Below are 25,892 nucleotides of genomic sequence, written 5' to 3'. Positions count from 1 at the left end.
GATTCAACGGGGTCTCTGTGGGAGCGGGTTCACCCGCGAACACCGGCGCAGCCGGTGCCAAGCACCGCGTTGGATTCTTCGCGGGTGAACCCGCTCCCACAGAGTAAGCGAACTGCCTGCCAACTCGGCTCTCTATGCAACAGCGCAGCACGAAGGACTGAGTGACCTCCCACAAAAATTGGGCGTGCTTGCAGGTTTTGCGCAGGGCAGTTGCTCCTACCGGCGCAAGCTGTCGAGCACCGCCTCCAGCGCCCGCTCGAACAACAGCCCGTCATCCAGCACTCGCACGTCGCCTCGGTGCAGTGCCTGGGCCAGGCTGGCACCATTCCATTCGCGCACTTTCATGCCGGTGCGGTTGGCGAACACCAGCCGGTCGCTGCTGTCGATGCGCGCCACCAGTTTGCAACGCAACGGTTCGTCCTCGTCCAGCACCTCGACCCAGGTACCGATACGCAGGCGCTGCACCTGGCGCAGCGCCACAGCCTGCCCGTCGGCAAACTGCAACGGAGCACAAGCGGGTTCTTCAGCAATCGCCAAGACGATGTCCTCGTCCACCAGCACCTCGCTCAGGGGTTGGCCCTCACCACCGGACTGCATCGCGGTACCTGCGCAAGCACGCAGGTGCAGCTGCTCCAGTTGCAGGAAGAATTCGCGGGTCGCTGCCGAATCCAGGGCCACGCTGGACAGGCCATCGCGAAGTGCCTTGAGCAGGCCCGGTACCTGCTGCAGCAAGGTATGTGGCTCGTGCGGCGGGGTGATGCTGGCCAGCAGCGTGTCCATCGTCTGCAAGGCGTCTCGCCAGGCCTGGGATGCCTCGCCCTGCTTGAGCCAGGCCAGCAGCAGTACCTGGCTCCAGGCCTGCACCAGCATCTGTACCACCACCTGCGGCAATAACCGGCCACGTAGCCGCTGGTTGAGTGCATGCTGCACCTGCTGCCTGGCCTGCAGGGCTCGTGCACGCCCTTCTTCGGCGTCGCGGGTACGTTGTTCAAGCAGCTCGTTGCGCCGCCGCTCGTCCTGGTTGAAAGCGAGGAAGTCTTCGAGCAGTTCGGCGAACAGGCTGGCATCTTCGGCAAAATCATTGAGAAGGCGCTGGACGATACGCTCCACCCGCAGGTGCAGGCTGTCGCGCATGCCGTCGCTGCCGCATTCCCAACCGATTGCCGCGCCAGCGATCTCGTTGAGCAGGCGGCGGGCCGGGTGGCTGGCCCGACTGAACAGCCCCTTGTCCAGCAGGGCTACCTTCAGCAGCGGAATATGCAGGCGCCCGATCAGCGCACGCAGGCTGGCCGGCAGGTTGTCGTCGTTCTGGATGAAGGCGAACAGCAGCCCAACCAGGTTGATCATGTCCTCGTCGGCCACGTCGATGCGCCGGCGTGTGCCGCTGCGCACGCTGACCCGTAGCAGCAGTTGTTCTAGCTGTTGGCCAAGCTCGAAATCATCGGCCTCGTGGGTAGCGGGCACGTAGTGCTGCAAATGCGAAAGCAGGCGCAGCAGGTCGGCGGTGCTGATTGGCTGGGCGGCGGCCACCGCCTGCAAACGAGGCGCGAACTGCCCGCGCGCCGGGGCCAGCAGTGTTTGCAACGAGGCAAAGAAAGCCTGCCCTGCCGCGTCCGCGCCCACCTCGTGCCCCAGGTTCGCCGGCCCGCGTCGTGCGTTCATGCGCCGGTCTTCGGCGCGCCGGCGCGGTGCCGTTGGCAACTCGGGCAACACACCGGCAGCGGCCAGCAACTGGTTGGCTTCGCCATAGATCACATCGGCATCGCGCAACACATAGCGCTCGAACAGTTTCAGCAGGACCAGCTTGACCCGCAGGCCAACCCCCAGGTTGCGGCCAGCGTCGAGGAAGTAGCCGCACAGCGCTGCGGGCCCCAGCGGGTTGTGCTGCTCGTGCAGGGGGCGGTCGAGCAGTACCTGCAAGCGCAGGCCCAGTTGCTGCAGGGCAATGCCGTCGCGTGACAGCACCCGCGCGACCATGCCTTCGATCGCGGCGGCCCGCTCCACCTGGGCCTTGCTGCGCAGGTTGCCCGGCTCGACCAGGTGCGCCAGCAGGTCGACCTGGCCGATACGGGCAAAGGCATCATAGAACGTGTCGAGAAAACCGCGCTCGATGCTCTTGCGCTTCAGGCGCAGGTCACGCATGGCCTCGAAGTACAGGTTCTGGTCACTGCGGTCGAAGGCCTTGTCGGCCATCTCGAAGAGGGTGTCGTCGGCGTTGTCGAACAAATCCTGCAGGCCCTGACGCAACTGCAAGGCGGCCTTGTCCCGCACCTGCAGGAGCAACACCGGAAGGCAAGGCAGAGGCGCACGCCCGCCTCGATCGATGGCTGCCGCCAAGGGCACCACCTTGCCTTCTTTTTGCATCCTGTACTCCTTGCAGGGTGTCTCGCCCGAAGGGGCTGAAGATCGTCAAAGTCATGACGCCAAATACTGGTCACCATTATCGGTAAAAACCCGCACAGCTGCCAGCGCCGTTTCACTGGCTGGCTAATGACCCTGATTTATCCCGCTTGCTCACACCGGCCGACCAAAGGTCATCGCCAAGGCGACTGTACACACCGGCCCGCTGCCCTATAATCGCCGGCATCTAGCTTGTGGAGCCGACCATGCCGAACCTACGCCTTGCCGACCTGACCGCTGAAATCGAAGCCAACGTGCGCCGTGCGCTGTTGGAGGACATCGGCAGTGGCGATATCACAGCGCAGCTGATCCCGGCGGAGCGCCTGGCCAAGGCGACCATCATCACCCGCGAAGACTGCGTGATCGCAGGCACCGCATGGGTCGACGCCGTGTTCCGCCAACTTGACCCGCGCGTGGCCGTGCACTGGCAGGTGGCCGATGGCGAGCGCGCCACGGCCAACCAGCCGCTGTTCCATCTGGAGGGCCCCGCGCGTTCGCTGCTCAGCGGTGAGCGCAGTGCACTGAACTTCCTGCAGATGCTGTCGGGGGTCGCCACCCGTGCGCGCTTCCTGGCCGACCTGGTGGAAGGCACCCAGGTGCGCCTGCTGGACACCCGCAAGACCCTGCCGGGCCTGCGCCTGGCGCAAAAGTATGCAGTGACCTGCGGCGGTTGCGACAACCACCGCATCGGCCTGTACGACGCCTTCCTGATCAAGGAAAACCACATCGCAGCCAGCGGCGGCGTGGCCGAGGCCGTGGCGGCGGCGCACCGCATTGCGCCGGGCAAGCCGGTGGAAATCGAAGTGGAAAGCCTGGACGAACTGCGCCAGGCACTGGCCGCAGGTGCCGACATCATCATGCTCGACGAGCTGAACCTGGAGGAGATGCGCGAAGCAGTGCGCATTACCGCGGGCAAGGCCAAGCTGGAAGCCAGTGGCGGGGTCAACGAGACGACCTTGCGGGTGATTGCCGAGACTGGGGTGGACTACATCTCGATTGGTGCAATGACCAAGGATGTGAAGGCGGTGGACCTGTCGATGCGGTTGAGCCTGTGAGCTGATCGCAGGCATGAAAAAACCGGCCTCACGGCCGGTTTTTTCTTTGGGGGCGCTTTGCGCCCCTTTCGCGACACAAGGCCGCTCCTACAGGGATCGCATATCCCTGTAGGAGCGGCCTTGTGTCGCGATGGGCTGCGCAGCAGCCCCGGCGATTCAGAATCAGAACGAAGCGTTGGCCAGCCCGTCCAGGTAACGCTCGACATCCAGCGCCGCCATGCAGCCCGCACCGGCCGAGGTAATGGCCTGGCGGTAAACGTGGTCAGCCACGTCACCGGCGGCGAACACGCCCTCGACGTTGGTGGCGGTGGCATTGCCTTCACGGCCACCGTTGACCACCAGGTAGCCGTCCTTGAGGGTCAGCTGGCCTTCGAACAGCGAGGTGTTCGGGGTGTGGCCAATGGCGATGAACACGCCGTCGACCTTGATTTCGTCGCTGCTGCCGTCGTTGTTCTTCAGGCGCGCACCGGTCACGCCCATGTTGTCACCCAGCACTTCGTCCAGGGTGGCGTTGAGCTTGAGCTCGATCTTGCCTTCGGCCACACGGGCGTGCAGCTTGTCGACCAGGATCTTCTCGGCGCGGAAAGTATCGCGACGGTGTACCAGGGTCACCTTGCTGGCGATGTTCGCCAGGTACAGTGCCTCTTCCACGGCAGTGTTGCCGCCGCCCACCACGGCTACCGGCTTGTTGCGGTAGAAGAAGCCGTCGCAGGTGGCGCAGGCCGAAACACCCTTGCCCATGAAGGTTTCTTCCGACGGCAGGCCCAGGTAGCGGGCGCTGGCGCCAGTGGCGATGATCAGCGCGTCGCAGGTGTACTTGCCGCTGTCACCCTGCAGGGTGAAGGGCTTGTTGGCCAGGTCGACGGCGTTGATATGGTCGAAGACAATTTCGGTTTCGAAACGCTCGGCGTGCTCCTGCATGCGCTGCATCAGGGCCGGACCGGTCAGACCATGGGGGTCGCCCGGCCAGTTGTCGACTTCGGTGGTGGTGGTCAGCTGGCCGCCGGCCTGCATGCCGGTGATCAGCAGCGGCTTGAGGTTGGCACGGGCGGCATACACCGCGGCGCTGTAACCGGCAGGGCCGGAACCGAGAATGATGACGCGCGAATGACGTACTTCAGACATGTCGAACTCCTGTCGAGCGGGCCGCAGGGCCGGCATCGGTGTACCGGCTGCGCCAGCAGGAAAATTAAAAAGGACCCACGCAGCACTTGGGGAAGGCTACAACGCGCAGGCCCAGAAAGCGGAAAGTTGAGCGCACTGTAGCGAGGTCGCAAAGATTAAGGAAATATCCTTCGACAATCCACCTCATAGGCATCGTCTATTCAGCGATTTCATCGATAGCCAAGCCCTGCTGCTTTTGTTACAGCCCGTTTCCCGCCCGCTGCCCGCCTTTCGTCGGCGCGGCAAACTCGGTAAGGTCAGCGCGTTTCCTTCTCTGCGGAGTCTCTCGATGCAAGCCCCTGTCCTCTCTGGCCCCCAGTACCTGCGCGAAGGCCTGAAACTGGTGCTGAGCCCCAACCTGCGGTTGTTCGTGCTGCTGCCGCTGGCGGTTAACCTGCTGCTGTTCGGCGGCCTGATCTACTTCGCCGGGCATCAATTCGACCTTTGGCTTGATGCCCTGATGCCGACGCTGCCGGATTGGTTGAGCTTCCTCAGCTACATTCTCTGGCCGCTGTTCGTTGCCTTGTTGGTGCTGATGGTGTTCTTCACCTTCACCTTGGTAGCCAACATCATTGCCGCGCCTTTCAATGGTTTCCTGGCAGAAAAGGTCGAGGTGGTGGTGCGTGGGCAGGACAACTTCCCGGCGTTCAGCTGGGGCGAACTGGTGGCCATGGTGCCACGGACCTTCGGCCGTGAAATGCGCAAGCTGGGCTACTTCCTGCCACGGGCAATCGGCCTGTTCATCCTGTCGCTGATCCCGGTGGTCAACGTGGTGGCGGCGCCGCTTTGGCTGATCTTCGGGGTGTGGATGATGGCTATCCAGTACATCGACTACCCGGCGGACAACAACAAGATGAGCTGGCAGGACATGCTCGCCTGGCTGCGCCAGAAACGCTGGCAGAGCCTGGGCTTTGGCGGCATTACCTACCTGGCGTTGATGATCCCGCTGGTGAACGTGCTGATGATGCCGGCGGCGGTGGCCGGGGCCACGTTGTTCTGGGTGCGGGAACGGAACTGATCCTGTGGGAGCGGGCGTGCCCGCGAACACGGGCGAAGCCCGTGCCATCCACCGCGGCGCCTGTTTCGCGGGCGTGCCCGCTCCCACAGGAAACGCGCAGGCATTGAAAACTGGGTGACGCTCTTACTGCCCCAACCGGCTGGAAAACTGCCCCACCACATCCACCACCCGCTTGGCCCCGTCCTGGATCTCGACAATCACGCTCCCTGTCTCGTCCGCCAGTGCCAGCCCCTGCTCGGCCTGGCGCTTGCTGGTGTCGATGATCGCCACTGCCGCCTGGGCCAGTTGCTCGTTCTGCTGCACCACCCGGGCGATTTCCTCGGTGGCGGTGCTGGTGCGCGAGGCCAGCTGGCGCACTTCATCCGCAACCACGGCAAACCCCCGCCCCTGCTCGCCGGCGCGGGCCGCTTCGATGGCCGCGTTCAGCGCCAGCAGGTTGGTCTGCCCGGCAATGTCGCTGATGGTCTTGATGATCGAGCCAATCACCCGCGACTGGGTATCCAGCGCCTGGATGCCCTCTGCCGCCTCTTGCATCGACGCTTCCAGCCCGCGCATCACGCTGACGCTCTGCGTGACCACATCGGTGGCCTTGCGGGCGCTGGCATCGGTACCCAGCGAGGTGTTGTAGGCAACATCCGCCGCCTCGGCCACCGCCTGCTCCTGGTTGACCTGCTCGGTGATGACGGTGGCGAACTTGACCACCTTGTACAGCACATCATGGGCATCGAAGATGGGGTTGTACGAAGCCTCCAGCCAGACCACCCGGCCATGGGCATCGATACGTTTGAAGCGGTCGGCAACGTACTCGCCACGGCGCAGCTTGTCCCAGAACGCCTGATAGCCGGCCGAGTTGGCCTCCTCCGGCTCGCAGAACATGCGGTGATGCTTGCCACGGATCTGCTCCAGGCGGTAACCGACGGTGGCCAGGAAGCGTTCGTTGGCGGTAAGCACGGTGCCATCGAGATCGAACTCGATCACGGCGGTGGAACGCATCAGCGCCTTGATCAGGCTTTCGTGCTCGCGGGAGGTCTCGATGGTGCGGGTAAGGTCGCTGGAGTGCAGCGTGAAATACTTGATGCGCCCCTCGCTGTTCTTGACCGGCTGCAGGATCGACCGTAACCAGGCCTCCTGGCCATTGCCGCGCAGCAGGCGGAATGCACCGTTCAGGTGTTCACCGCGGCTGATCGCGCCTTTCATGCGCTGGTAGAAATCCAGCGTCTTCACATGGGCGGGGACGATGTCCTCGATGTTGCGCCCAAGCAATTGTTCGGCACGGTAGAGCATCTCGCTCTCGAAGTTGCCGTTGACCATCTCGATCCGCCCCTGGGGGTCGAGTTGCAGTACCAGCATCTCGCTGTCGAGGCTACTCTTGACCTGTTCGATGGACATCAGGTCTTCGCGCAATTGCCGGATTTCTTGCTTGAGCTTGTTGTTGAACATCACCGCTCTCCTGGAGCGCATCGTCGAATGCATCTTCATCGGCTGCCGGTGCCCCCTCTTGAGCATCCTTGCAAGGAAAAATTCACAAGGCGAAAAGCGTCGCCGATCAGGCGTCATCTGTACGTCACATGGCAGTCACATTGGCGCAATCCAGCAGGCGGACACTTTTTGTCATGAATACACCCGCCCTACGCATTACCCTGGTCAGCGAAACCTTCCCACCCGAGATCAACGGCGTGGCCAATACCCTTGGCCGGCTCAGCGAAGGGTTGCGCCAACGCGGCCATGAGATCGAAGTGGTGCGCCCGCGCCAGGCCGGTGAAGCCCCCCTGCACAACGACCCGAACCTGATGCTGTGCCGTGGCTGGCCCCTGCCTGGTTACCCGGGCTTGCAATGGGGCGAAGTGTCGATGCACAAGCTGTTGCGCCGCTGGCGCCGGCAGCGCCCGGATGTGCTGTACATCGCCACCGAGGGGCCGCTTGGGCTCAGCGCACTGCGCGCGGCCCGGCGCCTGGGGGTAGCGGTGGTCAGCGGCTTCCACACCAACTTCCCGCAGTATTCCGGCCAGTACGGGTTGGGCCTGCTGACGCGCCTGCTCACCAACTACCTGCGCTGGTTCCATCGGCGCACGGCGACCACCCTGGTACCCAGCCTCAGTCAGCGCCTGGAGCTAGAACGCCGCGGTTTCGAACGCCTGGAGCTACTGGCCCGGGGGGTCGATGCCTGCCTGTTCAACCCGGCCCGGCGCAGCCCCGTGTTACGGGAACGCTGGGGGCTCGGCCCGGACGACATCGCCGTGCTGCACGTCGGGCGGCTGGCGGCAGAAAAGAACCTGGGTTTGCTGCGGCCAAGCCTGGAGGCCCTGCAGAAAACTTATCCACACAAACGCCTGCGCCTGATCATGGTGGGTGACGGCCCGCAGCGTGCCGCCCTCGAACAGCAGGTACCGGATGCCGTGTTCTGCGGCGCCCAGCGAGGCGAGCTACTGGCCGAACACTATGCCAGCGGTGACCTGTTCCTGTTTCCGAGCCTGACCGAAACCTTTGGCAATGTGGTGCTCGAAGCCATGGCCTCGGGGTTGGCGGTGGTCGCCTATGACGAGGCGGCCGCCGCGCAGCATATTCGCCATGGCCATAGCGGTGCGCTGGCCATGCCGGGGGACCAGGCGGCTTTCATCGATGCAGCCTGCTGGTTGCTGGAGGAAGAAGAGACGTTACGGCGGGTGCGCCTGAATGCGCGAAAGCATGCCAGCCGCCAGGGCTGGCCGGCGATTGTCGAGCAGTTCGAGGGGTATCTGCATGCAGCCCGGAACCAGGCTGCGACTTCACCAGCTTCGAGGCTGGGTGCTACGCGATCTGTGTAGGAGCGGCCTTGTGTCGCGATCGGGCTGCAGAGCAGCCCCTCGATAGTTGCGACAATGCTGATATCCGGGGGCCGCTATGCGGCCCGATCGCGACACAAGGCCGCTCCTACAGAGAAACCGCGCTAGGCGCTTCAGGCCAAGGCTTTCTCGATAGCCTGTACCACCGCCGGATCATCCGGTGCCGTGCGCGGCGAAAAACGCGCCAGTACCCGCCCGTCCTTGCCCACCAGAAACTTCTCGAAGTTCCAGGTAATGTCCCCCGGGAACTCCGCCCCCTCACCCGCCAGCAGGCGGTACAGCGAGTGGCGCTGCGGCCCGTTGACCTCCAGCTTGCCACCCAGCGGGAAGCTCACCCCGTAGTTGAGGCTGCAAAACTCCTGGATTTCCTTTTCGCTGCCAGGCTCCTGGCCGGCAAACTGGTTGCACGGCAGGCCAAGCACGTTGAAGCCCTTGTCCTTGTAAACCTGGTAGAGGTTCTCCAGGGCCTTGTATTGCGGCGTGAGACCACACTTGGAGGCAACGTTGACCACCAGCACCACTTGGCCCTTGAACGGTGCGAGGGGCAGCTCCCCGCCGTTCAACGCGTCCAGTTTCAGGTCGTGAAATGCACTCATGATGAATCCCCTCTCAGGTTCCCGGTTGCCGCGCAGGTGAATTCCGCCCACTAAAAAGGCGCTCGTCCAAACCGTCCACCTCCCGTAGGAAGGCAAATCGGCTTGCCCGAGCGCCTGGCGACTTTCTGAGCTTAGCGCAGAAAATCAGTGGTGATGGCCACCTTCACCGTGGATGTGACGGTGAGCGATTTCTTCGTCGCTGGCATCACGCACGTTGACTACCTTGACCTGGAAGGTCAGGCGCTGGCCGGCCAGCGGGTGGTTGCCGTCGACGGTCACGTCGTCGCCGTCGATGTCGCGGATGGTGACGATCTGCATCTGGCCATCCGGCGCCGAAGCGTGGAACTGCATGCCCACTTCCAGCTCGTCGACACCTTCGAACAGGCTGCGGTTCAGGGTGCTGACCAGCTCGGCCAGGTATTCGCCGTAGGCATCTTCCGGCTCGATGGAAACGTTCAGCTCGTCACCGGCCTGCTTGCCTTCCAGGGCTTTTTCCAGGCCCGGGATGATGTTGCCGGCACCGTGCAGGTAAACCAGCGGCGCACCGCCGGCGGAGCTGTCGATGGTCTCCCCGGCGTCGTTGGTCAGGGTATAGTCGATGGAGACAGCCTTGTTGGCGGCGATCAGCATGGGGCAAGACCTTTTGCAAAAGTATGTAGAGCGGACAAGTGTAACCAAGCCATCGCCCGATTGCGAACGCACTGCGGACGAGCAACGGCCCATCAGTCGGATCACCGGCTTCCACCAGGACGAAGAGGGCCACTGGGTGGCCGAACTGTCCTGCGGCCACACCCAGCACCTGCGCCACCAGCCGCCGTGGCAGGCACGCCCCTGGGTGCTCGACCCGGCCCAGCGCGCGCAACGCATCGGCCAGCCTTTCGCTTGCGGCTGGTGCGCACAAGGGGCCGATAGCGCTACCCTTGGCCGTTAATTTCTTGCACCGCTTATTTCGAGAAGCACGCATGCAGACATTTTTCATTGCGCCGACCGATTTCGGTGTCGGCCTGACCTCCATCAGCCTGGGCCTGGTGCGCACCCTGGAGCGCGCCGGGCTGAAGGTCGGCTTCTTCAAGCCGATCGCCCAGCCCCACCCGGGTGACACCGGCCCCGAACGCTCCACCGAGCTGGTCGCCCGCACCCACGGCATCAAGCCCCCTGTGCCGCTGAGCCTGGCCCACGTCGAGCGCATGCTCGGCGATGGCCAGCTGGACGAGTTGCTCGAAGAAATCATCCGCCTGTACCAGCAAGCCTGCATCGGCAACGACGTGGTGGTGGTCGAGGGCATGGTGCCTACGCGCCACGCCAGCTATGCGGCGCGGGTCAACCTGCACCTGGCCAAGAGCCTGGATGCCGAGGTGATACTGGTATCTGCACCGGAAAACGAAGTGCTCAGCGAGTTGTCCGGCCGGGTCGAACTGCAGGCCCAGTTGTTCGGCGGCCCGCGCGACCCGAAAGTGCTCGGGGTAATCCTCAACAAGGTGCGCACCGACGAAAGCATGGCGGACTTTTCCACCCGCCTGCGCGAACACTCGCCGCTGCTGCGCGGCAACGACTTCCGCCTGCTGGGCTGCATCCCCTACCAGCCCGAACTGAACGCCCCGCGCACCCGTGACGTGGCCGACCTGCTCGGTGCCCAGGTGCTCAATGCCGGTGACTACGAGCAGCGGCGCATGAGCAAGATCATCATCTGCGCGCGCACCGTGGCCAACACGGTGCCGCTGCTTACCTCGGGTACCCTGGTGGTGACCCCGGGCGACCGCGACGACATCATCCTCGCCGTCAGCCTGGCGGCGATCAACGGCGTACCGCTGGCCGGCCTGCTGCTGACCAGTGACGGCAAGCCAGACCCACGCATCCTGGGCTTGTGCCGCGGCGCCCTGCAGGCCGGCCTGCCGATCCTGTCGGTTAGTACCGGCTCGTACGACACCGCCAACCAGCTCAACTCGCTGAACCGCGAAATCCCGGTGGACGACCGCGAGCGCGCCGAATTCATCACCGACTTCGTCGCCAGCCACCTCGACGCCACCTGGCTGCACCAGCGCTGCGGCACCCCGCGCGAACTGCGCCTGTCGCCGGCAGTGTTCCGCTACCAGCTGATCCAGCGGGCGCAGCAGGCCAACAAGCGCATCGTCCTGCCGGAAGGCGCCGAGCCGCTGCTGGTGCAGGCAGCGGCCATCTGCCAGGCCCGCGGCATTGCCCGCTGCGTGCTGCTGGCCAAGCCCGAGGATGTCGATGCCGTGGCGCGCGCCCAGGGCATCACCTTGCCGCCGGGCCTGGAAATACTGGACCCCGAGGTGATTCGCGGGCGCTATGTGGAGCCGATGGTCGAGCTGCGCAAGAGCAAGAACCTCAATGCCCCAATGGCCGAGCAGCAACTGGAAGACCCGGTGGTGATCGGTACCATGATGCTGGCCCTGGACGAAGTGGATGGCCTGGTCTCGGGCCTGGTGCACTCCACCGCCAACACCATCCGCCCGGCCCTGCAGCTGATCAAGACCGCGCCGGGTTCGAGCCTGGTGTCGTCGGTGTTCTTCATGCTGTTCCCCGAGCAGGTGCTGGTGTACGGCGACTGCGTGATGAACCCGCACCCAAGTGCTGTCGAACTGGCCGAGATCGCCCGGCAGAGTGCCGAATCGGCGCAGGCCTTCGGCATCGCGCCACGGGTGGCGATGATCAGTTATTCAAGCGATTCGGCCAGCGACGAGGAAGTCGAGAAAGTGCGCGAAGCGACCCGCCTGGCACAGGGCGCGGCGCAGAAGCTGCTGATCGACGGGCCGTTGCAGTATGACGCGGCGGCCAACCCGGCGATTGCACGGGAGCTGGCGCCGGGCAGCCCGGTAGCCGGGCGGGCGACGGTATTCGTGTTCCCTGACCTGAATACCGGCAACACGACCCACAAGGCGGTGCAACGCAGCACCGACGGGGTCAGCCTGGGGCCGATGCTGCAAGGGTTGCGCAAGCCGGTGAACGACTTGCCGCGCGGGGCTCAGGTTGACGATATCGTGCATACCATTGCCCTGACGGCGATTCAGGCGAGCGTGGTGGGCTAAAAGCTGGGGCTGCTTTGCAGCCCATCGCCGGCAAGCCAGCTCCCACAGGATTTGCATAGCCCTTGAGCCTTGTGCAGTACCTGTGGGAGCTGGCTTGCCGGCGATGGGCCGCAAAGCGGCCCCAGGATTGATGCCTTACTGCTGAACCTGCCCTTGGTCATACTGCTGACCCGGAATCGGCTTCAGGTTCACTTCCACCCGGCGGTTCTGCGCGCGACCATTGGCGTCGGCGTTGCTCGCGATCGGCTGGTCCGGGCCCATGCCACGTACGGTGATGCGCGAGGCATCCACACCCTGCGAGGTCAGGTAGGTGCTGACCGCCTGCGCACGGCGCTGGGACAGGTCCATGTTGTGCTGGCGGCTGCCAGTGCTGTCGGTGAAACCGACCACTTCGATGGTGTTCTGGTTGAACTGCTTGAACGAGCCGGCCAGGTTGTTCAGCGGCGAATAGAAGCTTGGCGCGATGTTGGCCGAGTCGGTGGCGAAGGTGATGTTGCCCGGCATGATCAGCTTGATCTGGTCACCCTGGCGCTGCACTTCCACGCCGGTGTTGGCCATCTGCGCGCGCAGCTCGGCTTCCTGCTTGTCGGCGTAGTAGCCATAACCGGCTGCGGCGGCACCTACGGCGGCGGCACCGATCAGTGCACCCTTGCCACGGTTGTTGTGGTCGATGGCGGCACCGGCGATAGCACCGGCCAGCGCGCCCAGGCCGCCGTACTTGGCGGTCTTGCTCATCCCTGTGGAGCCCTGCGCCTGCCCCTGGCTGTCATAAGGGTTCTGCCCGGCACAGCCGGTCATCAGGGCAGCGGCGGTTGCGACGATAATCAGACGACGCATGGTGAACATGGACAAGCTCCTACTGAATTCATGAATGCGGCAGATCATAAAGGGATCTATGCCAGCCTTGGATTGCAACGGCAACAAAAAATTCCATGAAAGTGCCTTCATGTGCCATCAGGCACGCACGAAGGGGTTTTCGCGCATTTCGTCGCCCAGGCGGGTATCAGGCCCGTGGCCGGTCACCACGATGGCCTCCTCGTCCAGCCGGTACAGCCGCTCCTTGATCGAACGGACGATAGCCCGCTGGTCGCCACCCCACAAATCGGTACGGCCAATGCCACGGCGGAACAGGGTATCGCCGGCGATCAGCAGCTTGGCATCGGCAAACCAGAAGCTCATCGAGCCCGGCGTGTGGCCTGGCGTATGCAGGGCCACGCCACAACCGCAGGCCAGCTCCTCGTCATCCCCCAGCCAGCGGTCTGGCGCAGGTACCGGGGTGTAGGGCACGCCGAACATCTGGCACTGCATTTCCAGGTTGTCCCACAGCGCTTGGTCGTCCTTGTGCAGGTGCAGCGTTGCGCCGGTCAATTCCTTGAGCTTGCCCGAGGCAAGGAAGTGATCGAAGTGAGCGTGAGTGTGGATGATGCTCACCAGCGTCAGCCCGTGGGCCAGCAGGCGAGCAAGGATCTTGTCCGGGTCACCGCCCGGGTCGACGACGATGGCCTTTTTGGTAAGCGGGTCGCCGATCAGGGTGCAGTTGCATTGCAGGGGACCTACAGGGAAGGTTTCGCGGATGAGTGAAGACGGGGGTTGGATCATTGACGTTCTCATGAGGAAAGCGCAGCGCGCTAAAAGCGTCGAGTCTATATATTCAATCAAGCGCAGGCAGGTCGCCGGGATTACAAGCTGCCCCCTGAGGCAAACGAAAAACCGGCCAATAGGCCGGCTTTCAGACTAATACGAGTGTGCAGCAAGGCGCATATCCCAGGGCCTGACGTGCTGTCGTTCAGGACGGGATTCCTGCCAGAGGGCCTGCGGGCTCAAGCTCTGCCCCCTTCGCCTTCGCGACCTGCAGGAACCGCAGCTGGTTACTGGAGACTCGACCAGCAAGACGTCTGGCTTCAGCTTCGAATCTTGCAATGGCAAGCAATTCTACCTGTCTCGTTTTGGATCGCATGGTTACCCCCAAAAGCTTGATCGACGCAATCGATGTTATTAGGGATCAACCTGGATCACAAGCCGACCCTCGGCGGTCCAGGTGAAGCCAAGCGCCTCATAAACTGACATTGCGCCCTCAATAGGGTCTTGTATTTCAATCTCTTGACAACCCAACATGCGAGCGTAGAAGTCTATCGATGTCAGCGCCAAACCAGCGATCTCTCCCCGGAGTGGATGCCACCTGCTGGGATTACCTTGGAGCAGAATGACCTTGATACATAAGCGACTTTTTCTAGGGCTTGCATAGCAGAGACCACAGAGCTCGCTTCCGAACCAGATGGCAAGATCGAACCCTTTGGGATCGCTATCCTTCCAGTCGACAATTTCCTCCCAAGGAAACATACACCCACTTGTCAGCCATTCCAGGCTAGCACTGACGGCCTCGTGCGTTATGGGCTCTATCCGGACTTGATCCAGCTCGACATCTCGGCTCAGTAGTTCTGGCTGCCGACACAGCAATTCATGAGTGAGGGTTCTGGCTTGGGATCGAAATATTTGGTATCGGAGTTTGCTGATTCGCCTTCTCATGCAAGCCCCGCATTCGAAATGGAGCCTCCGTCCATTTAGAACTCACGACCTACTGGTTGCATGCGGTCCCACACCCGCATGTCTTTCGGTTGCGGGGCATTGAAGTCGCACTGACCGAGGAGCGACGCAAGGTCATAACGGTTTGCGCCGAAGCCCGCATTCCTCTGATGCTCATTCGCTCGGAAGCTTTCAATCGGTGAGCAGTGGTTCAACTTCTGGGTAAATCTCTTCATAACCGCTCTGCTGGTAGTCATCGAAAACCGAATAATTACCAGCGTGAACGCCGATGAAAAAGAGCTCAAAAGCCCGTTTGGTTTAGATCAGATTGCTCCTACAACTCACGACGAAGCGTCGCCGCTGTACTAGCAGGAAGCGTTGCTTGATGTGTCAATACGGGCCGTGCTCTGCAAGCTTCTCTCAAGGCAAGAACAACCTGAACAACCCACCCCCAAGCGCGCCGCCATTGGAGATCTCGATCCGCCCGCGCACCCCGCCGCTTTCATGCAGTGCCGCGATTCGCGCCGCAAAATACAGGCCCAGGCCGGTACTGCCGCTGGTCGAGTCGATACCCTGAATGAATTCTTCCTGGCGTTCGAGCATGCGCTGTGGATAACCCGGGCCGTCATCGTTGACGCAGATGGCCAGCTGGTTGTCTGCCTCTTCGATGGTGATCAACAAGGCATGCGCGGCAAAGCGGGTGGCGTTGGTGATCACGTTGGCGATCACCGAGGCCACCAGCTCGCGGTCGAAGAAGCCCAGCGGGTTGTCGGTGTCGATGCGCCAGGTGGCAAGGATGTCCTTGTGCTTGAGCACTTCCTCGTGCGCAGCCAGCTGGGCTTCGATGAAATCGTCCAGTTCGTGGTAGTCCGGGCACACCGGCAACTGGTTCACGCCCAGTTTGTACAACCCCAGCAACTGCACCAGCATGCCATTGAGGTGGCGAAACTCATGCTCCATCACCCCCTGCTCGGCACCACCGCGCAGTTCCTCGGGCAAGCGCTGCATCCACTGGTTGTGGGACTGGATCAACGCCGACAGGGAATTCTTCAGGTCGTGCACGGTGGAGGCGATCACCGTGGAAAAATCCAGCCCCTGGTTGTCTTGATTCATGCGCCGAACACTCGGATGTGCAGTTTGCGGTAGCGGTCGTAGCGGTTGTCGCTGGCGGGGATGCCGGCCACGCTGGTCAGGGCGTCGCGGCACTCCTGCATGATCGCGGGCTGAGGGCTGTCTCCGCCGATGCGCAGCAGCGCCTGAGCAGTGTTGAGGGCGATGCTGATGTTCTTCGGCTGCAAACCCAGCGCCTTGCGGAACAGCTGCAACGCCTCGCCGAGCTGCCCCCCCTGGTAACTGCGCACACCCTGGCGATTGAGGGTGACCGCTTCGGTAATGGCGTTGAGCACGCTGGGGTCGTCCGTCAGCTTGCCGACCCTCTCCATGACCTTGGGGTCGTCGCCATAACTTTCCACACAGCTCCTCAGCACGCCGATGGCGGCGGCTTCCTGCCCCATGGCCTGCAACTGCGCGGCAACGGTCAGGGCCGAATCGACCGAGAAGAACTGGTTCATCTTGTCCAGGCGCTGGATCGCCTGTTCGGTCAGCTTGGCAGCCGTTTCAGGATCGCCGGCCTGCTGCAGGCTGGCGGCCTTCATCATGCGGGCACGCACCTGCAGGCCCTGGTCCTCGGGGTTTTCCTTGGCTACTTCGCTGAGCGTGCTGTTGATCTCGACCCGGGTGCGCGCATCCAGGCCAAAGCCGGCATTCCTGCTCATCAGCGCCTGCACCAGGCCCAGGTTGTTCTCGGGGTCCTTGTAGCGTGAGCTCTGGCCCTGGTTCACCGCATGGCGGAACGCTTTCGAGGCACTCTCGAAGTCTTCGTTTTCCAACGCCAGCTTGCCCAGCGTCGACTGCCGGCGCACCGACAGCGGCGACAGGCGCACGGCTTCTTCAAGCATGTTCTGCGCACGCCTGGTTTCGCCTTGGGCCACCAGCACCTCGGCCATGCCATCGTACAGGCCTGGCATGATCGGGAAGGCCTTGAGCGCCTGCTCGTACACGCCCTGGGCCTGGGCATTCTGGCCGCGCTTGTGCATCAGGCTGCCCAACGCCGAGTACACCCACGGCTGCGGGCGGCTGGCCAGGATGGCCTTGAGGAACTTCTCCAGCTCCTCGAAACGGTTGAGGTTGCGCAAGGCATCAGCCCGATAGCGCAGGCACAGCGGGGCCAGGCGTGGGTCGCGCTTGCACAGCTCGGCGCAGGCCGCCAGCACTTCGGCCGGGCGATTGCGGTCCAGGGCCTGCAGGATCGGCTTGAGCAAGGTCTTGCGCTGGTACAGCTTCTCCACGCGCTGGGCCAGGCCAACCCGGTTGAACGGTTTGGTCAGGTAGGCATCAGGCTCGTGCTCGATGGCGCTGAGGACAATGGCCTGGCTGCTCTCGGCCGTGACCATGATGAATATGCACTCATGGCTGATGTGCTTGTCGAGGATCAGGTCTTCGAGCACCTGCTGGCCGTTCTTCTTGCCGTCACCCAGGTGGAAGTCCTGCAGGATGACGTCATAGCGCTTTTGCGCGCACATGCGCAGCGCCTGCTCGCCGCTGTCGGCGGTGTCCACGTCACGTACGCCCAGCTCGCGCAGCATGGAACGGGTCGACGTGCGAAAGTCGGTAAAGTCGTCGACGATCAGAAAGCTCTTTTGCCCGTACTGCAGCATCAACACGACCTGCCTTGGAATGATTGAAAAATCGCGCGAGGCGATGCCACCGATAGCTGTATCGGCAGCTGGTCGGGAAAGATGAGGGTAGAGCGTTGGCGGCCACGAACGATGGCCTGGCGCCATCGCTTTAGCGAGCAAGGCCCTGCAGGGCTATTGTCACGCCAGCATTCCCAGGGACTTGGCCTTGGCCACCGCCTGGGTACGCCGCTCCACCCCCAGCTTGCTGTTGATATGGCTGGCGTGGGTTTTCACCGTGTGCAGGGAAATGAACAGCCGCTCGCTGATCTGCTGGTTGGAACAACCCTGGGCAATCAGCTCGAGCACGGCCAGCTCGCGGCTACTCAGGGCTTCACCGCTGCCGGTGCTGGCGCTCGGCAGCGGTGGCAGGCGCTTGAGCAGCTCGGCCTGCACCGAGCAGGCGGCAACTGCCTGCAGCTGTTCGAGAAGCCACTGCGGGTGCTGCTCCAGCAAAGGCTGGAACGGTTGCAGCACGCCGCCTTCGGCTGCCTCCAGCAACCGTGGCAACAACTGGGCGGCCTGCTCGTCCCGGCCTTCGCCCAGCAACAAGCCAAGCCACTGGCACAGGGCACTGACGCTGAGCATCATGCCGCCACTGGCCTGGCCGCGCTCGACCAGGCTGGCCAGGCGTTGCGCCGCGTCGTCGCTATGCGACTGGATACGCTCGAGCGATGCCTGCTGCAAGGCGATGTGCAACGGCAGCAACGGGTGGAACTCCGGGGCCGCCGCCGGTTGCTCGCCGCCATAGGTCTGGCCCAGGCGCAGCAGCCAGGACTCGGCCAGGTCGATGCGTCCCTGTGCCAGCCACAACTCGCATTTGACCAGGGTGATCATGGCCAGGTAGTAGACCGGCGGCACATCCCAGATGTGCATCAGCCGCTCGGCCTCGGCCAGTTCGGCAAAAGCCTCGGCAAAGTGCCCTTCCCGGCCATCGAGCGTAGCGATCACGCAGTGGCCGATGAGCACGCTGATATCGCGGCAGGCCCGCGCCTCGCCCAGCCCCGCACGCAAGCGGGCACGGCCCTGGGACGGCTGCAGGCGCGATACCAGCAGGTAGCCTTCGTAAAGCGTCAGGCGGGCGCGCACGGCATACAGCCGCTGTGCCGACAGCCCTTGCAGGCGCTGCAGCCCCTCGCGCACTTCGTCCAGTGCGCGCAACACCTCGCCACGGGCATGCAGCACCCGCGCCCGGTCGTAATGGGCCAGGGCCTCGAACAATGGGTTGCCAACGCGCTGGGCCAGCTCCAGGGCCTCACGGTTCCAGCCGCGGGCCCGCCAGAAATCGCCATCGGCAATCGCCAGGTTGGACAGCGTCGACAGGCACACCAGGCGTTGGCCATAACGCTTGCTCGGCAGGCTCTGCAGCGCTTCGCCGCAATAGGCCAGGGTGCGCTCGCGGTCGCCACGGCCACGGGCGATCACACCACTCAGCGCCAGCCACTGGGCCAGCATGGACTTTTGCGCGGTCGCCGAAGGCGCGGGCAGGAAGCGGCTGAGATAACCCGCCAGCTCTTCGGCCGCGTCCAGCTGGCACGCCAGGCCCAACGCCCAGCTGTACAGCACGATCAGCCGCGGCGTGCTGATCAGCAGGCTGTCGGGCAGGTCCATCTTCCAGCGCAGCAACATGCCGACGTTCTGTTCGGCCAGCAGTTGCTCCTCGGACAGGCTCTGCACCAGATCGGCGGCGACATCAAGGTGACCGGCCCGCAGCGCCTGCTCCACCGCTTCGTCCAGCAGGCCCTGGCTTTCGAACCAGCGGCAGGCACGCAACTGCAGGCCGGCCAGCGGCTCGCTGGCCTGGCGGCTGCGCAGCAGGTCGGAGAACAGGTGGTGATAGCGGAACCAGTGGCCATGCTCGTCCAGCGGCACCAGGAACACCTGGTGCGCCTGCAAGAAGCGCAGGATCGCGGCGCTGTCGTGGCGGCCGCGCACGGCATCGCACAATGGTGCGCAGAAACGCTCCTGGCAGGCCGTTTCGTACAGGAAGGCCTGCACATCGGCGGGCAGCATGTCGATGACTTCTTCCAGCAGATAGTCGCGGATCAGGCCCTCGCCGCCGTGCAAGGCCTGTGGCAAGGCCTGCTCGTCAGCGGACTCGCTGGCCGCCAGTTGCCAGAAACGCAACCCGGCCACCCAACCGTCGCTGCGCTGGATCAGGTTGTCCAGGGCCTGGCCACGCAGCCCGGTGGGTTGGCGACCGATCACCGCCAGCGACTCGTCAGCGGTAAGGCGCAAGTCCTGTTCGTTAAGCTCGACCAGTTGCCGCGACAGGCGCAGGCGCGCCAGGTGCCAGTCTGGGCGCTGGCGGCTGGTGACCAGCAGCACCAGGCCGGGGGGCAGGTGATTGAGGAAGAACTGCAGGCAGCGGTCGAGCACCGGCCCCTGGGCCAGGTGATAGTCGTCCAGCACCAGCAACAAGGGCGTATCGGCTTGCAGGTACAGCGCCAGCTCGTCGAGCAGGCCGTCGAGCCATTCCTCGAAGGCGAACGGCTGGTGGCGCTGGCGCATTTTCAGCAGGCCCATGGCCTGGCCGCCCAGCGCCGGGCAGTACTGCTGCAGGCCTTCGAGCAGGCGTTCGAGGAAGCGGCCAGGGTCGGCATCCCGTTGGCTCAGGCCCAGCCACAGGCTACGCCAGTGCTCGGGCAGCGCTTCGCAAAATTCGATGGCCAGGGAGCTTTTGCCGAAACCCGCCGGAGCATTGACCAGCAACAGCCGCCCGCCGAGGCCGGCTTGCAGCCGCTGGCACAGGCGCAGGCGCGGCACATGGCCGTCCGGCAAGGGCGGCCGGAAGAAACGCCCGTCCAGCAGGCCCAGGGCCTGGCTGGCGAATCCATGCGTACGGGACAGATCTGTCATGGCCGGCTCGTTCTGGTTGGAAGACTACGGCGGTATGGATGCTTGCGAGACTAGCGGGTAACGCTGCGCATTTGAAGATGATGGGCGCAATTCCCCTGGAAAAGACTGCGACAAAAAGCAACATGGCTGATGGACAGGGGCTGGGGCGGGGATTTGGGGAGGTATTCAGCAGATTTATTGCCTGTTCCGGCCTCTTCGCGGGCACGCCCGCTCCCACAGGGATTTCGCAGGCTTCCAGGCCAGCGCAGTACCTGTGGGAGCGGGCGAGCCCGCGAAGGGGCCGGTACAGGAAAATGAAACGCCCCGGACAAGCCGGGGCGCTCCGAGGTTGCGCGATACTTAGCGAATACCCGACTGGCGCAGTGCCGCTGGCTGGAAGTCCGCCTTGCTGGCGCTGAAGCCGAAGTCGTAGGCGCGCTTCTCTTCGTTCTTCATGCCCAGGGCCAGGTAACGGCCCGACTGCAGGTCGTAGATAGTCTCCAGGGTGTACCACGGCACTTCCACATTGTAGTACGGCTGGGCATGTGCCTCGGACACGCGCCACAGCTGGCCACGGCCGTCGTACTGGTCGATCACCGCAGCCTGCCAGGTGTCCTCGTCGATGTAGAAGTCACGCTTGGCATAGATGTGCCGCTGGCCTGGCTTGAGGGTCGCGACCACGTGCCACACGCGGCGCAGCTCGTAACGGGAAAGGTCCTGGTTGATGTGCCCGGCCTTGATGATGTCGGTGTACTTGAGCTTGGGGTCGTCGAGCTTGAAGGCGTTGGACGCGATGTACATCTCCTTCTTGCCTTCCAGCTTCCAGTCATAGCGGTCCGGCGCACCGTTGAACATGTCCAGGTTGTCCGAGGTGCGCAAACCGTCGGCGGCGGTACCCGGGCCGTCGTACGACACTTGCGGTGCCTGGCGCACACGGCGTTGGCCTGCGTTGTAGATCCACGCCTTGCGCGGTTCCTTCACCTGGTCGAGGGTTTCGTGCACCAGCAGCACGGTACCGGCCAGACGCGCGGGCGCGGTCACCTCCTGCTTGAAGTAGAACAGGATGTTGCCCGGGTTGTTCGGGTCGTAATCCTTCATCTTGTCGCGGAAGACGAACTGGTCGGAGAAGTACACAGGGTTGAAGGAGCCGTTCTGCTGCGGCGTGGCCTGGGTCACCAGGCGGCTGACGCTGCCACCCCGGTAGCGGGTGATGTGGTTCCAGATCACCTCCAGGCCGCTTTTGGGGATCGGGAACGGTACAGCCGTGCGGAAGTTGCTCAGGCCGTTGCCGCCTTCGACCAGGGTGGTCTTGGTGGCGTTCTCCTTGATGGCGGCGAACACATCGGCCGGCACCGTGGAACCGCGATGGGTCTTGAATACCGGTATCTTGAAGGTGTCCGGGTAGCGCTTGAGCATGGCCAACTGGCCCGGCGAGAGCTTGTCCTTGTACTGGTCGGCGTTCTGCGCGGTGATGGTGAACAGCGGCTTGTCGCTGCCGTACGGGTCGGACAGGAAGCCCTTGCCGTCGGCACTGCCCGCGCTCTTCGACAGCGGCTCCCACGGGCCGATCGAGCCATCGGCGTTGCCGGCCTTTTCGGCGCCCATCGGGGTCAGGGTACTGCCCAGCTTGGCCGCCTCGTCGGCGGATACTGCAGCCATGACGCTGGTCGCCAGCAGGGACAGGCCCAGCACACCGGCTTGCAGCAGACTTCTGGTCTTGTTCATGTCGTGTCGTCCTGGATCTGTATGCTTAGAAGTTCACACCGAAGCTGAGGGCGACGAAGTCGCGGTCATCCACGGTGGTGTACTTGCCGTCGAAGAAGTTGGTGTACGACAGGCTCGCCGTGTAGGTTTGCTGATACTCGGCATCCAGGCCCAGGCTGATCGCCTTGCGACCTTCCTCGAAGTTGCCGCCAGGACCAGGTGAGTAACCGTCGACGTCGTGCGACCAGGCCAAGCTCGGGCGCAGGTTAATTCCGGCAAAGACGTTGTTGTAGTCCCAGATCGCGCGGATGCGGTAACCCCAAGAGTCGGAAGTGGTGTAGCCATCGTTCTCGCAGTAGCGCGACACGTTGTTCGCGTTGGCGGTACCCAAAGTATTGGCGTTGAGCGTCTCGCACTGGCCATTTGGAAGCGGCCCCGGACCAAACACCGGGTCGCGCCCGTAGCGCAGCTTGGACGTGCTTTCCAGGCCGCCAACGTGCGTCCATCCGACTTCCCCTACCATGGTCAACCGCTCGGCCCCCATCACCTGATCGAAGAAGTGGGTGAAGGTTGTCTGCAGCTGGGTAATTTCCTTGCGACGATAACCTGGCTGGTCGGTGCCAGGCTTGCCTTGCAATACCGATACATCCGGGTTGAGCGGTGTCAGGCCGGAAAAGAGAATATCGGTAGTATTCAACTGCACGGGTGCGTTCGGACGGTAGCTGATCTCACCGCTCCAGGCAGTGCCAGTAGGCAGCGTCGTGGAGAAGCTCAGCCCGTACAGGCGGATATCTTCTGGGTATTCGACGTAATAGCTGGAGTTACCTGCCACCTGCAACGGCAACAGACTGGGCAACAGATTACCCAGCGCCGCCGCTGGTACTCCTGCGCTGACCAGCGCTCCCGCCAGGCCTGTGGCACTGTAATACTGAAGATCGGCCCCGCGACCGCTGAATATTGGTGCGCGGCTGTGGTAGTTCATGAAGTAACCACCAAACTCGGTGTTCAACGGTTCGAACATGTAGCGCAGCGAAACGCCAAATTGGCCACTGTCACGTGCATCACGATCCGGACCGCGGCTTACGATCACCCCCTCGTCAGGTGAGCCATGAGTCACGCCTTGCGCAGCCAACGCGGCCGCTACACGAGGGGACAGCGGCCCAAGCCGGCTGGCCAGCGAGTTCTGGGTGGCCAGAACGGCCAAGTTGTTGTTGCAGCCATCGGCGATCACATCAGGCTGGGAGAAGAAGGTGCCGCAGTTGTCGACGACCGTCTGGTCCCATTCGATCTGGTAGAAGGCCTCGGCCGACAGGTTGTCGGTCAGGCTCTGCGAAACGTAGAACATGTTGACCGGAATCAGGCCTTCCTTGATCTCGGCCCCCGGGCGGCGGAATGCCGACACGTCGATCGGGTTGATCGAGTTGATGCCGCCACCGATGAAGGTACTTTCACCCCAGCTCACCACCTGCTTGCCCAGGCGCACCGAGCCTGGCTGATCGCCGATGGAGTAGTTGTGGTAGACGAACGCGTCGAGCAGCTCGGCACCGGACGATTTGGCGCCTTCCTTGCGGTTGGAGTCGCTGATGTCCTTGAACTCGCGGCCTTCGTCCTTCAGTTCGAAGTCATACCAGTACTTGCCGCGGACGAACACGCCGGTGTCGCCGTACTTGAGCTCCAGGTCATGGATGCCCTTGAAGATCTTGGAGAAGGTTTCGCCCTTCTTGAAGTTCAGGTGGCCATCGTCGGATGTCTGCGACAGGCCCTTGCCGCCGTTGTTCACCCCGATCAGGTTCTTGTTGGGGTTGGCCGTCGACCAGCTGGCGCCGATGGAGAGCGACGAGTCGAACTGGCCTTCGATTTCACCAATGTTGAAACTGACAGCGAAAGCAGGACTTGCGAGCGTGGAAGCAAGGCTGACAGCCAGGGGCAGCTTGGCCCGGCGCCAGAACAGGTTTGCAGATTTCATCGACGCTACTCCATGTACTTTTTTTGTTATGGCAGTGAGTCCTTTCAAGAACGGCCCGAGCGACCGGTTTGCAGGCTTGCGCCCGCGGCGACACGGCTTGCGCATGTCGCCTTCCCCCATTCCTGAAAATCCCCTGGCCCCGACTATAGCCAGCAAGGCACAGGCGCTTGATCCCTCTAAAGTGTGATTTGCGCTCCGTGCGGCCAACTCGCTGCCATGTTGCCCCGGCTGCGCGCTGGCAGTGCTAAAGGATGGCGTATTTCTGCCGTTTGGCAAGGCTCCACCCCTCTAGCATGCGGGTCGCGTGCTGCGGTACGCGACCCGCATGGCGGTTACAGCGTGGAGAGGAACGCGCTGTTGCTGGCCTGCCACTGGACGATGTCCTGGCGGATGCGTTTCTTGTCCAGCTTGCCGACACTGGTCTTGGGAATTTCAGTAACAACGGCGATCTGGCTTGGAATCGCCCACTTGTTGATGTGCCCTTGCTCGACAAAAGGCTTGAGGTGTTCCTTCAATGCCTTGGCGTCGATGGCCTGGCCATCGCGCACCACCAGCAGGGCAAACGGGCGTTCACCCCACTGCGGGTCGGCCACCCCTACCACCGCCACTTCGCGCACGGCCGGGTGGCGGCTGATCAGGTCTTCGAGGTCGAGCGAGGAAATCCATTCGCCACCGGTCTTGATCACATCCTTGATACGGTCGCGGATGTCGATGTAGCCCATGCCGTCGAGCGTGGCGACATCGCCGGTGTGCAACCAGCCACCCTGCCACAGCTCCTCGCTCTTCTCCGGCTCCTTGAAGTAGCCCATGGTCAGCCACGGCGCACGCAGCACCAGCTCGCCCTGGGTTTCACCATCGGCGGGCAGGAAATTGCCGTCGCCGTCGACGATGGCCGCCTCGACCAGCGGCACCGGCACGCCGGCCTTGATGCGGTAGGTGACGCGCTCATCCTCGCTGCCGGCCTGCAGTTCGTCGTTCAGGTGGGCGGCGGAAATCAGCGGGCAGGTCTCGGACATGCCATACGCGGCGGTCAGCTGGATGCCGCGTGCCAGGGCGGCCTGGTACAACGAGCGGTTGAGTGCGCTGCCGCCGATGATGATCTTCCAGCCGCCGAAGTCCTGACCTTGGGAGGTCGGGCAGTTGAGCAGCATCTGCAGGATGGTCGGCACGCAATGGGAGAAGGTGACCTTCTCTTCGCGCCACAGCTTGACCAGCATGTCCGGCTCGTAGCGCCCCGGATACACCTGCTTCATGCCGAGCATGGTGGCGGCGTAGGGAATGCCCCAGGCGTGCACGTGGAACATCGGCGTGATGGGCATGTACACGTCGTTGCTGCCCAGCAGGCGCACGCTGTCGATGCTGCCGGTCACCGAAGCTTCGGCCAGGGTATGCAGCACCAGCTGCCGGTGAGTGAAGTACACCCCCTTGGGGTTGCCGGTGGTGCCGGTGGTGTAGAAGGTGGTGGCCACCGAGTTCTCGTCGAAGTCCGGGAAGTCGTAGCGCGGGCTGGCAGCGGCCAGCAGTTGCTCGTACTCGCCCACCAGGTTGGGCAGCTCGGCTGTCTTGTCCGGGCCGTCGGTCAGCAGCACGGTCTTGTCGACGGTGGTCAGTTGCCCCGCGATGGCCTGGTACAGGCCGACGAAGTCGCTGTTGACCAGCACCACGCGGTCTTCGGCGTGGTTCATGGTGTAGAGAATCTGCTCGGGCGACAGGCGCACGTTGATGGTGTGCACCACCGCGCCGATCATCGGAATGGCGAACATGCATTCCAGGTAGCGGTGGCTGTCCCAGTCCATCACCGCCACGGTGTCACCGGCCTTTACCCCGGCTTCGGTCAGCACGTTGGCCAGGCGCGCGATGCGCTCGTTGAGTTGTGGGTAGGTCAGCCGCAACTGGTCGCGGTAGACGATTTCGCGGGTTTTTTCATAGCGGCTGCCAGACATCAGCAGGCGCTTGATCAGCAGGGGGTAGGCGTAGGCGCCCTCGGCGGGCTTGATGATGCGGGTCTGCAACATGGGTAT

General features: G+C 63.4%; 17 protein-coding genes and 2 pseudogenes. 5 read left to right on the top strand and 14 right to left on the bottom strand.

Going from position 1 to position 25,892, the window contains the following annotated elements:
* Window positions 1-216: 216 nt before the first annotated feature.
* Entirely contained in the window at window positions 217-2,364 is a 2,148-nt protein-coding gene (locus CAG22_RS10070) for a DUF1631 domain-containing protein (RefSeq protein WP_085705417.1), read from the bottom strand.
* Between the two features lie 242 nt (window positions 2,365-2,606).
* Here CAG22_RS10070 and nadC point away from each other — a divergent pair, with 242 nt between their 5' ends.
* Window positions 2,607-3,455 carry a carboxylating nicotinate-nucleotide diphosphorylase gene (gene nadC, locus CAG22_RS10065; protein WP_025337721.1) on the top strand — a complete coding sequence of 283 codons (849 nt, stop codon included), beginning with the start codon at window positions 2,607-2,609 and terminating at the stop codon, window positions 3,453-3,455.
* A gap of 162 nt (window positions 3,456-3,617) precedes the next feature.
* On the opposite strand, the gene trxB is transcribed toward nadC, so the two are convergent.
* The gene (gene trxB / locus CAG22_RS10060) at window positions 3,618-4,580 is read right to left on the bottom strand and encodes a thioredoxin-disulfide reductase (protein ID WP_025337720.1); all 963 of its coding nucleotides are present in this window, start codon (window positions 4,578-4,580) and stop codon (window positions 3,618-3,620) included.
* Window positions 4,581-4,908: 328 nt separating this feature from the next.
* Between trxB and cysZ the strand changes: the two genes are divergently transcribed.
* Window positions 4,909-5,637 (top strand): sulfate transporter CysZ, encoded by a 729-nt coding sequence (gene cysZ / locus CAG22_RS10055; protein WP_085587379.1) that lies wholly within the window; start codon window positions 4,909-4,911, stop codon window positions 5,635-5,637.
* A 123-nt stretch (window positions 5,638-5,760) separates the two neighbouring features.
* Here the strand turns inward: cysZ and CAG22_RS28965 are convergent.
* Both CAG22_RS28965 and CAG22_RS28960 read right to left on the bottom strand, forming a co-directional pair.
* A pseudogene (locus tag CAG22_RS28965) lies at window positions 5,761-6,120 on the bottom strand (methyl-accepting chemotaxis protein); the annotation flags it as partial.
* A gap of 228 nt (window positions 6,121-6,348) precedes the next feature.
* Window positions 6,349-6,948 (bottom strand): annotated as a pseudogene (locus tag CAG22_RS28960) (PAS domain-containing protein); the annotation flags it as partial.
* A gap of 302 nt (window positions 6,949-7,250) precedes the next feature.
* On the opposite strand from CAG22_RS28960, the gene CAG22_RS10045 reads away from it, so the two are divergent.
* Window positions 7,251-8,441 carry a glycosyltransferase family 1 protein gene (locus tag CAG22_RS10045; protein ID WP_085587377.1) on the top strand — a complete coding sequence of 397 codons (1,191 nt, stop codon included), beginning with the start codon at window positions 7,251-7,253 and terminating at the stop codon, window positions 8,439-8,441.
* A 131-nt stretch (window positions 8,442-8,572) separates the two neighbouring features.
* On the opposite strand, the gene CAG22_RS10040 is transcribed toward CAG22_RS10045, so the two are convergent.
* Window positions 8,573-9,055 carry a glutathione peroxidase gene (locus CAG22_RS10040; protein ID WP_025337716.1) on the bottom strand — a complete coding sequence of 161 codons (483 nt, stop codon included), beginning with the start codon at window positions 9,053-9,055 and terminating at the stop codon, window positions 8,573-8,575.
* Window positions 9,056-9,199: 144 nt separating this feature from the next.
* Window positions 9,200-9,685: a peptidylprolyl isomerase gene (locus CAG22_RS10035; RefSeq protein ID WP_003259610.1), complete on the bottom strand. Its 486-nt coding sequence runs from the start codon at window positions 9,683-9,685 to the stop codon at window positions 9,200-9,202.
* Between CAG22_RS10035 and CAG22_RS10030 the strand changes: the two genes are divergently transcribed.
* Together CAG22_RS10030 and pta are read left to right on the top strand one after the other, a co-directional pair.
* A complete protein-coding gene (locus CAG22_RS10030) occupies window positions 9,684-9,986 on the top strand; it encodes a DUF3565 domain-containing protein (RefSeq protein ID WP_015268965.1) in 303 nt (100 codons plus the stop codon). The two genes, CAG22_RS10035 and CAG22_RS10030, sit on opposite strands and share 2 nt — an antisense overlap.
* A 31-nt stretch (window positions 9,987-10,017) precedes the next feature.
* A complete protein-coding gene (pta, locus tag CAG22_RS10025; RefSeq protein WP_085705415.1) occupies window positions 10,018-12,105 on the top strand; it encodes a phosphate acetyltransferase in 2,088 nt (695 codons plus the stop codon).
* A gap of 135 nt (window positions 12,106-12,240) precedes the next feature.
* On the opposite strand, the gene CAG22_RS10020 is transcribed toward pta, so the two are convergent.
* The 8 genes from CAG22_RS10020 to CAG22_RS09970 all read right to left on the bottom strand — a co-directional run bounded on the left by CAG22_RS10020 (window position 12,241) and on the right by CAG22_RS09970 (window position 25,886).
* Window positions 12,241-12,951 carry an OmpA family protein gene (locus CAG22_RS10020; protein ID WP_015268963.1) on the bottom strand — a complete coding sequence of 237 codons (711 nt, stop codon included), beginning with the start codon at window positions 12,949-12,951 and terminating at the stop codon, window positions 12,241-12,243.
* A gap of 108 nt (window positions 12,952-13,059) precedes the next feature.
* The gene (locus tag CAG22_RS10015) at window positions 13,060-13,704 is read right to left on the bottom strand and encodes an MBL fold metallo-hydrolase (protein ID WP_085705413.1); all 645 of its coding nucleotides are present in this window, start codon (window positions 13,702-13,704) and stop codon (window positions 13,060-13,062) included.
* Window positions 13,705-15,048: 1,344 nt separating this feature from the next.
* Complete coding sequence (locus tag CAG22_RS10000; protein ID WP_025337711.1) at window positions 15,049-15,741, bottom strand: sensor histidine kinase KdpD; 693 nt, start codon at window positions 15,739-15,741, stop codon at window positions 15,049-15,051.
* The gene (locus CAG22_RS09995; protein WP_025337710.1) at window positions 15,738-17,345 is read right to left on the bottom strand and encodes a response regulator; all 1,608 of its coding nucleotides are present in this window, start codon (window positions 17,343-17,345) and stop codon (window positions 15,738-15,740) included. Before CAG22_RS09995 ends, CAG22_RS10000 begins: the two co-directional genes overlap by 4 nt.
* A 159-nt stretch (window positions 17,346-17,504) precedes the next feature.
* Complete coding sequence (locus CAG22_RS09990) at window positions 17,505-20,222, bottom strand: LuxR C-terminal-related transcriptional regulator (RefSeq protein WP_085705411.1); 2,718 nt, start codon at window positions 20,220-20,222, stop codon at window positions 17,505-17,507.
* Between the two features lie 339 nt (window positions 20,223-20,561).
* Window positions 20,562-21,926, bottom strand: coding sequence for a DUF1329 domain-containing protein (locus CAG22_RS09980; protein WP_075043774.1), 1,365 nt, complete (start codon window positions 21,924-21,926; stop codon window positions 20,562-20,564).
* Window positions 21,927-21,951: 25 nt separating this feature from the next.
* A complete protein-coding gene (locus tag CAG22_RS09975; RefSeq protein WP_025337707.1) occupies window positions 21,952-23,871 on the bottom strand; it encodes a DUF1302 domain-containing protein in 1,920 nt (639 codons plus the stop codon).
* 332 nt (window positions 23,872-24,203) lie between these two features.
* Window positions 24,204-25,886 (bottom strand): fatty acid--CoA ligase, encoded by a 1,683-nt coding sequence (locus CAG22_RS09970; protein ID WP_085705409.1) that lies wholly within the window; start codon window positions 25,884-25,886, stop codon window positions 24,204-24,206.
* Window positions 25,887-25,892 lie beyond the last annotated feature (6 nt).

It is taken from the genome of Pseudomonas sp. B8(2017) (assembly GCF_002113575.1).
GTDB lineage: Bacteria > Pseudomonadota > Gammaproteobacteria > Pseudomonadales > Pseudomonadaceae > Aquipseudomonas > Aquipseudomonas putida_Z.
The sequence above is the reverse complement of the archived record's forward strand: the minus strand, read 5'-3'. Positions and strand labels throughout refer to the sequence as shown.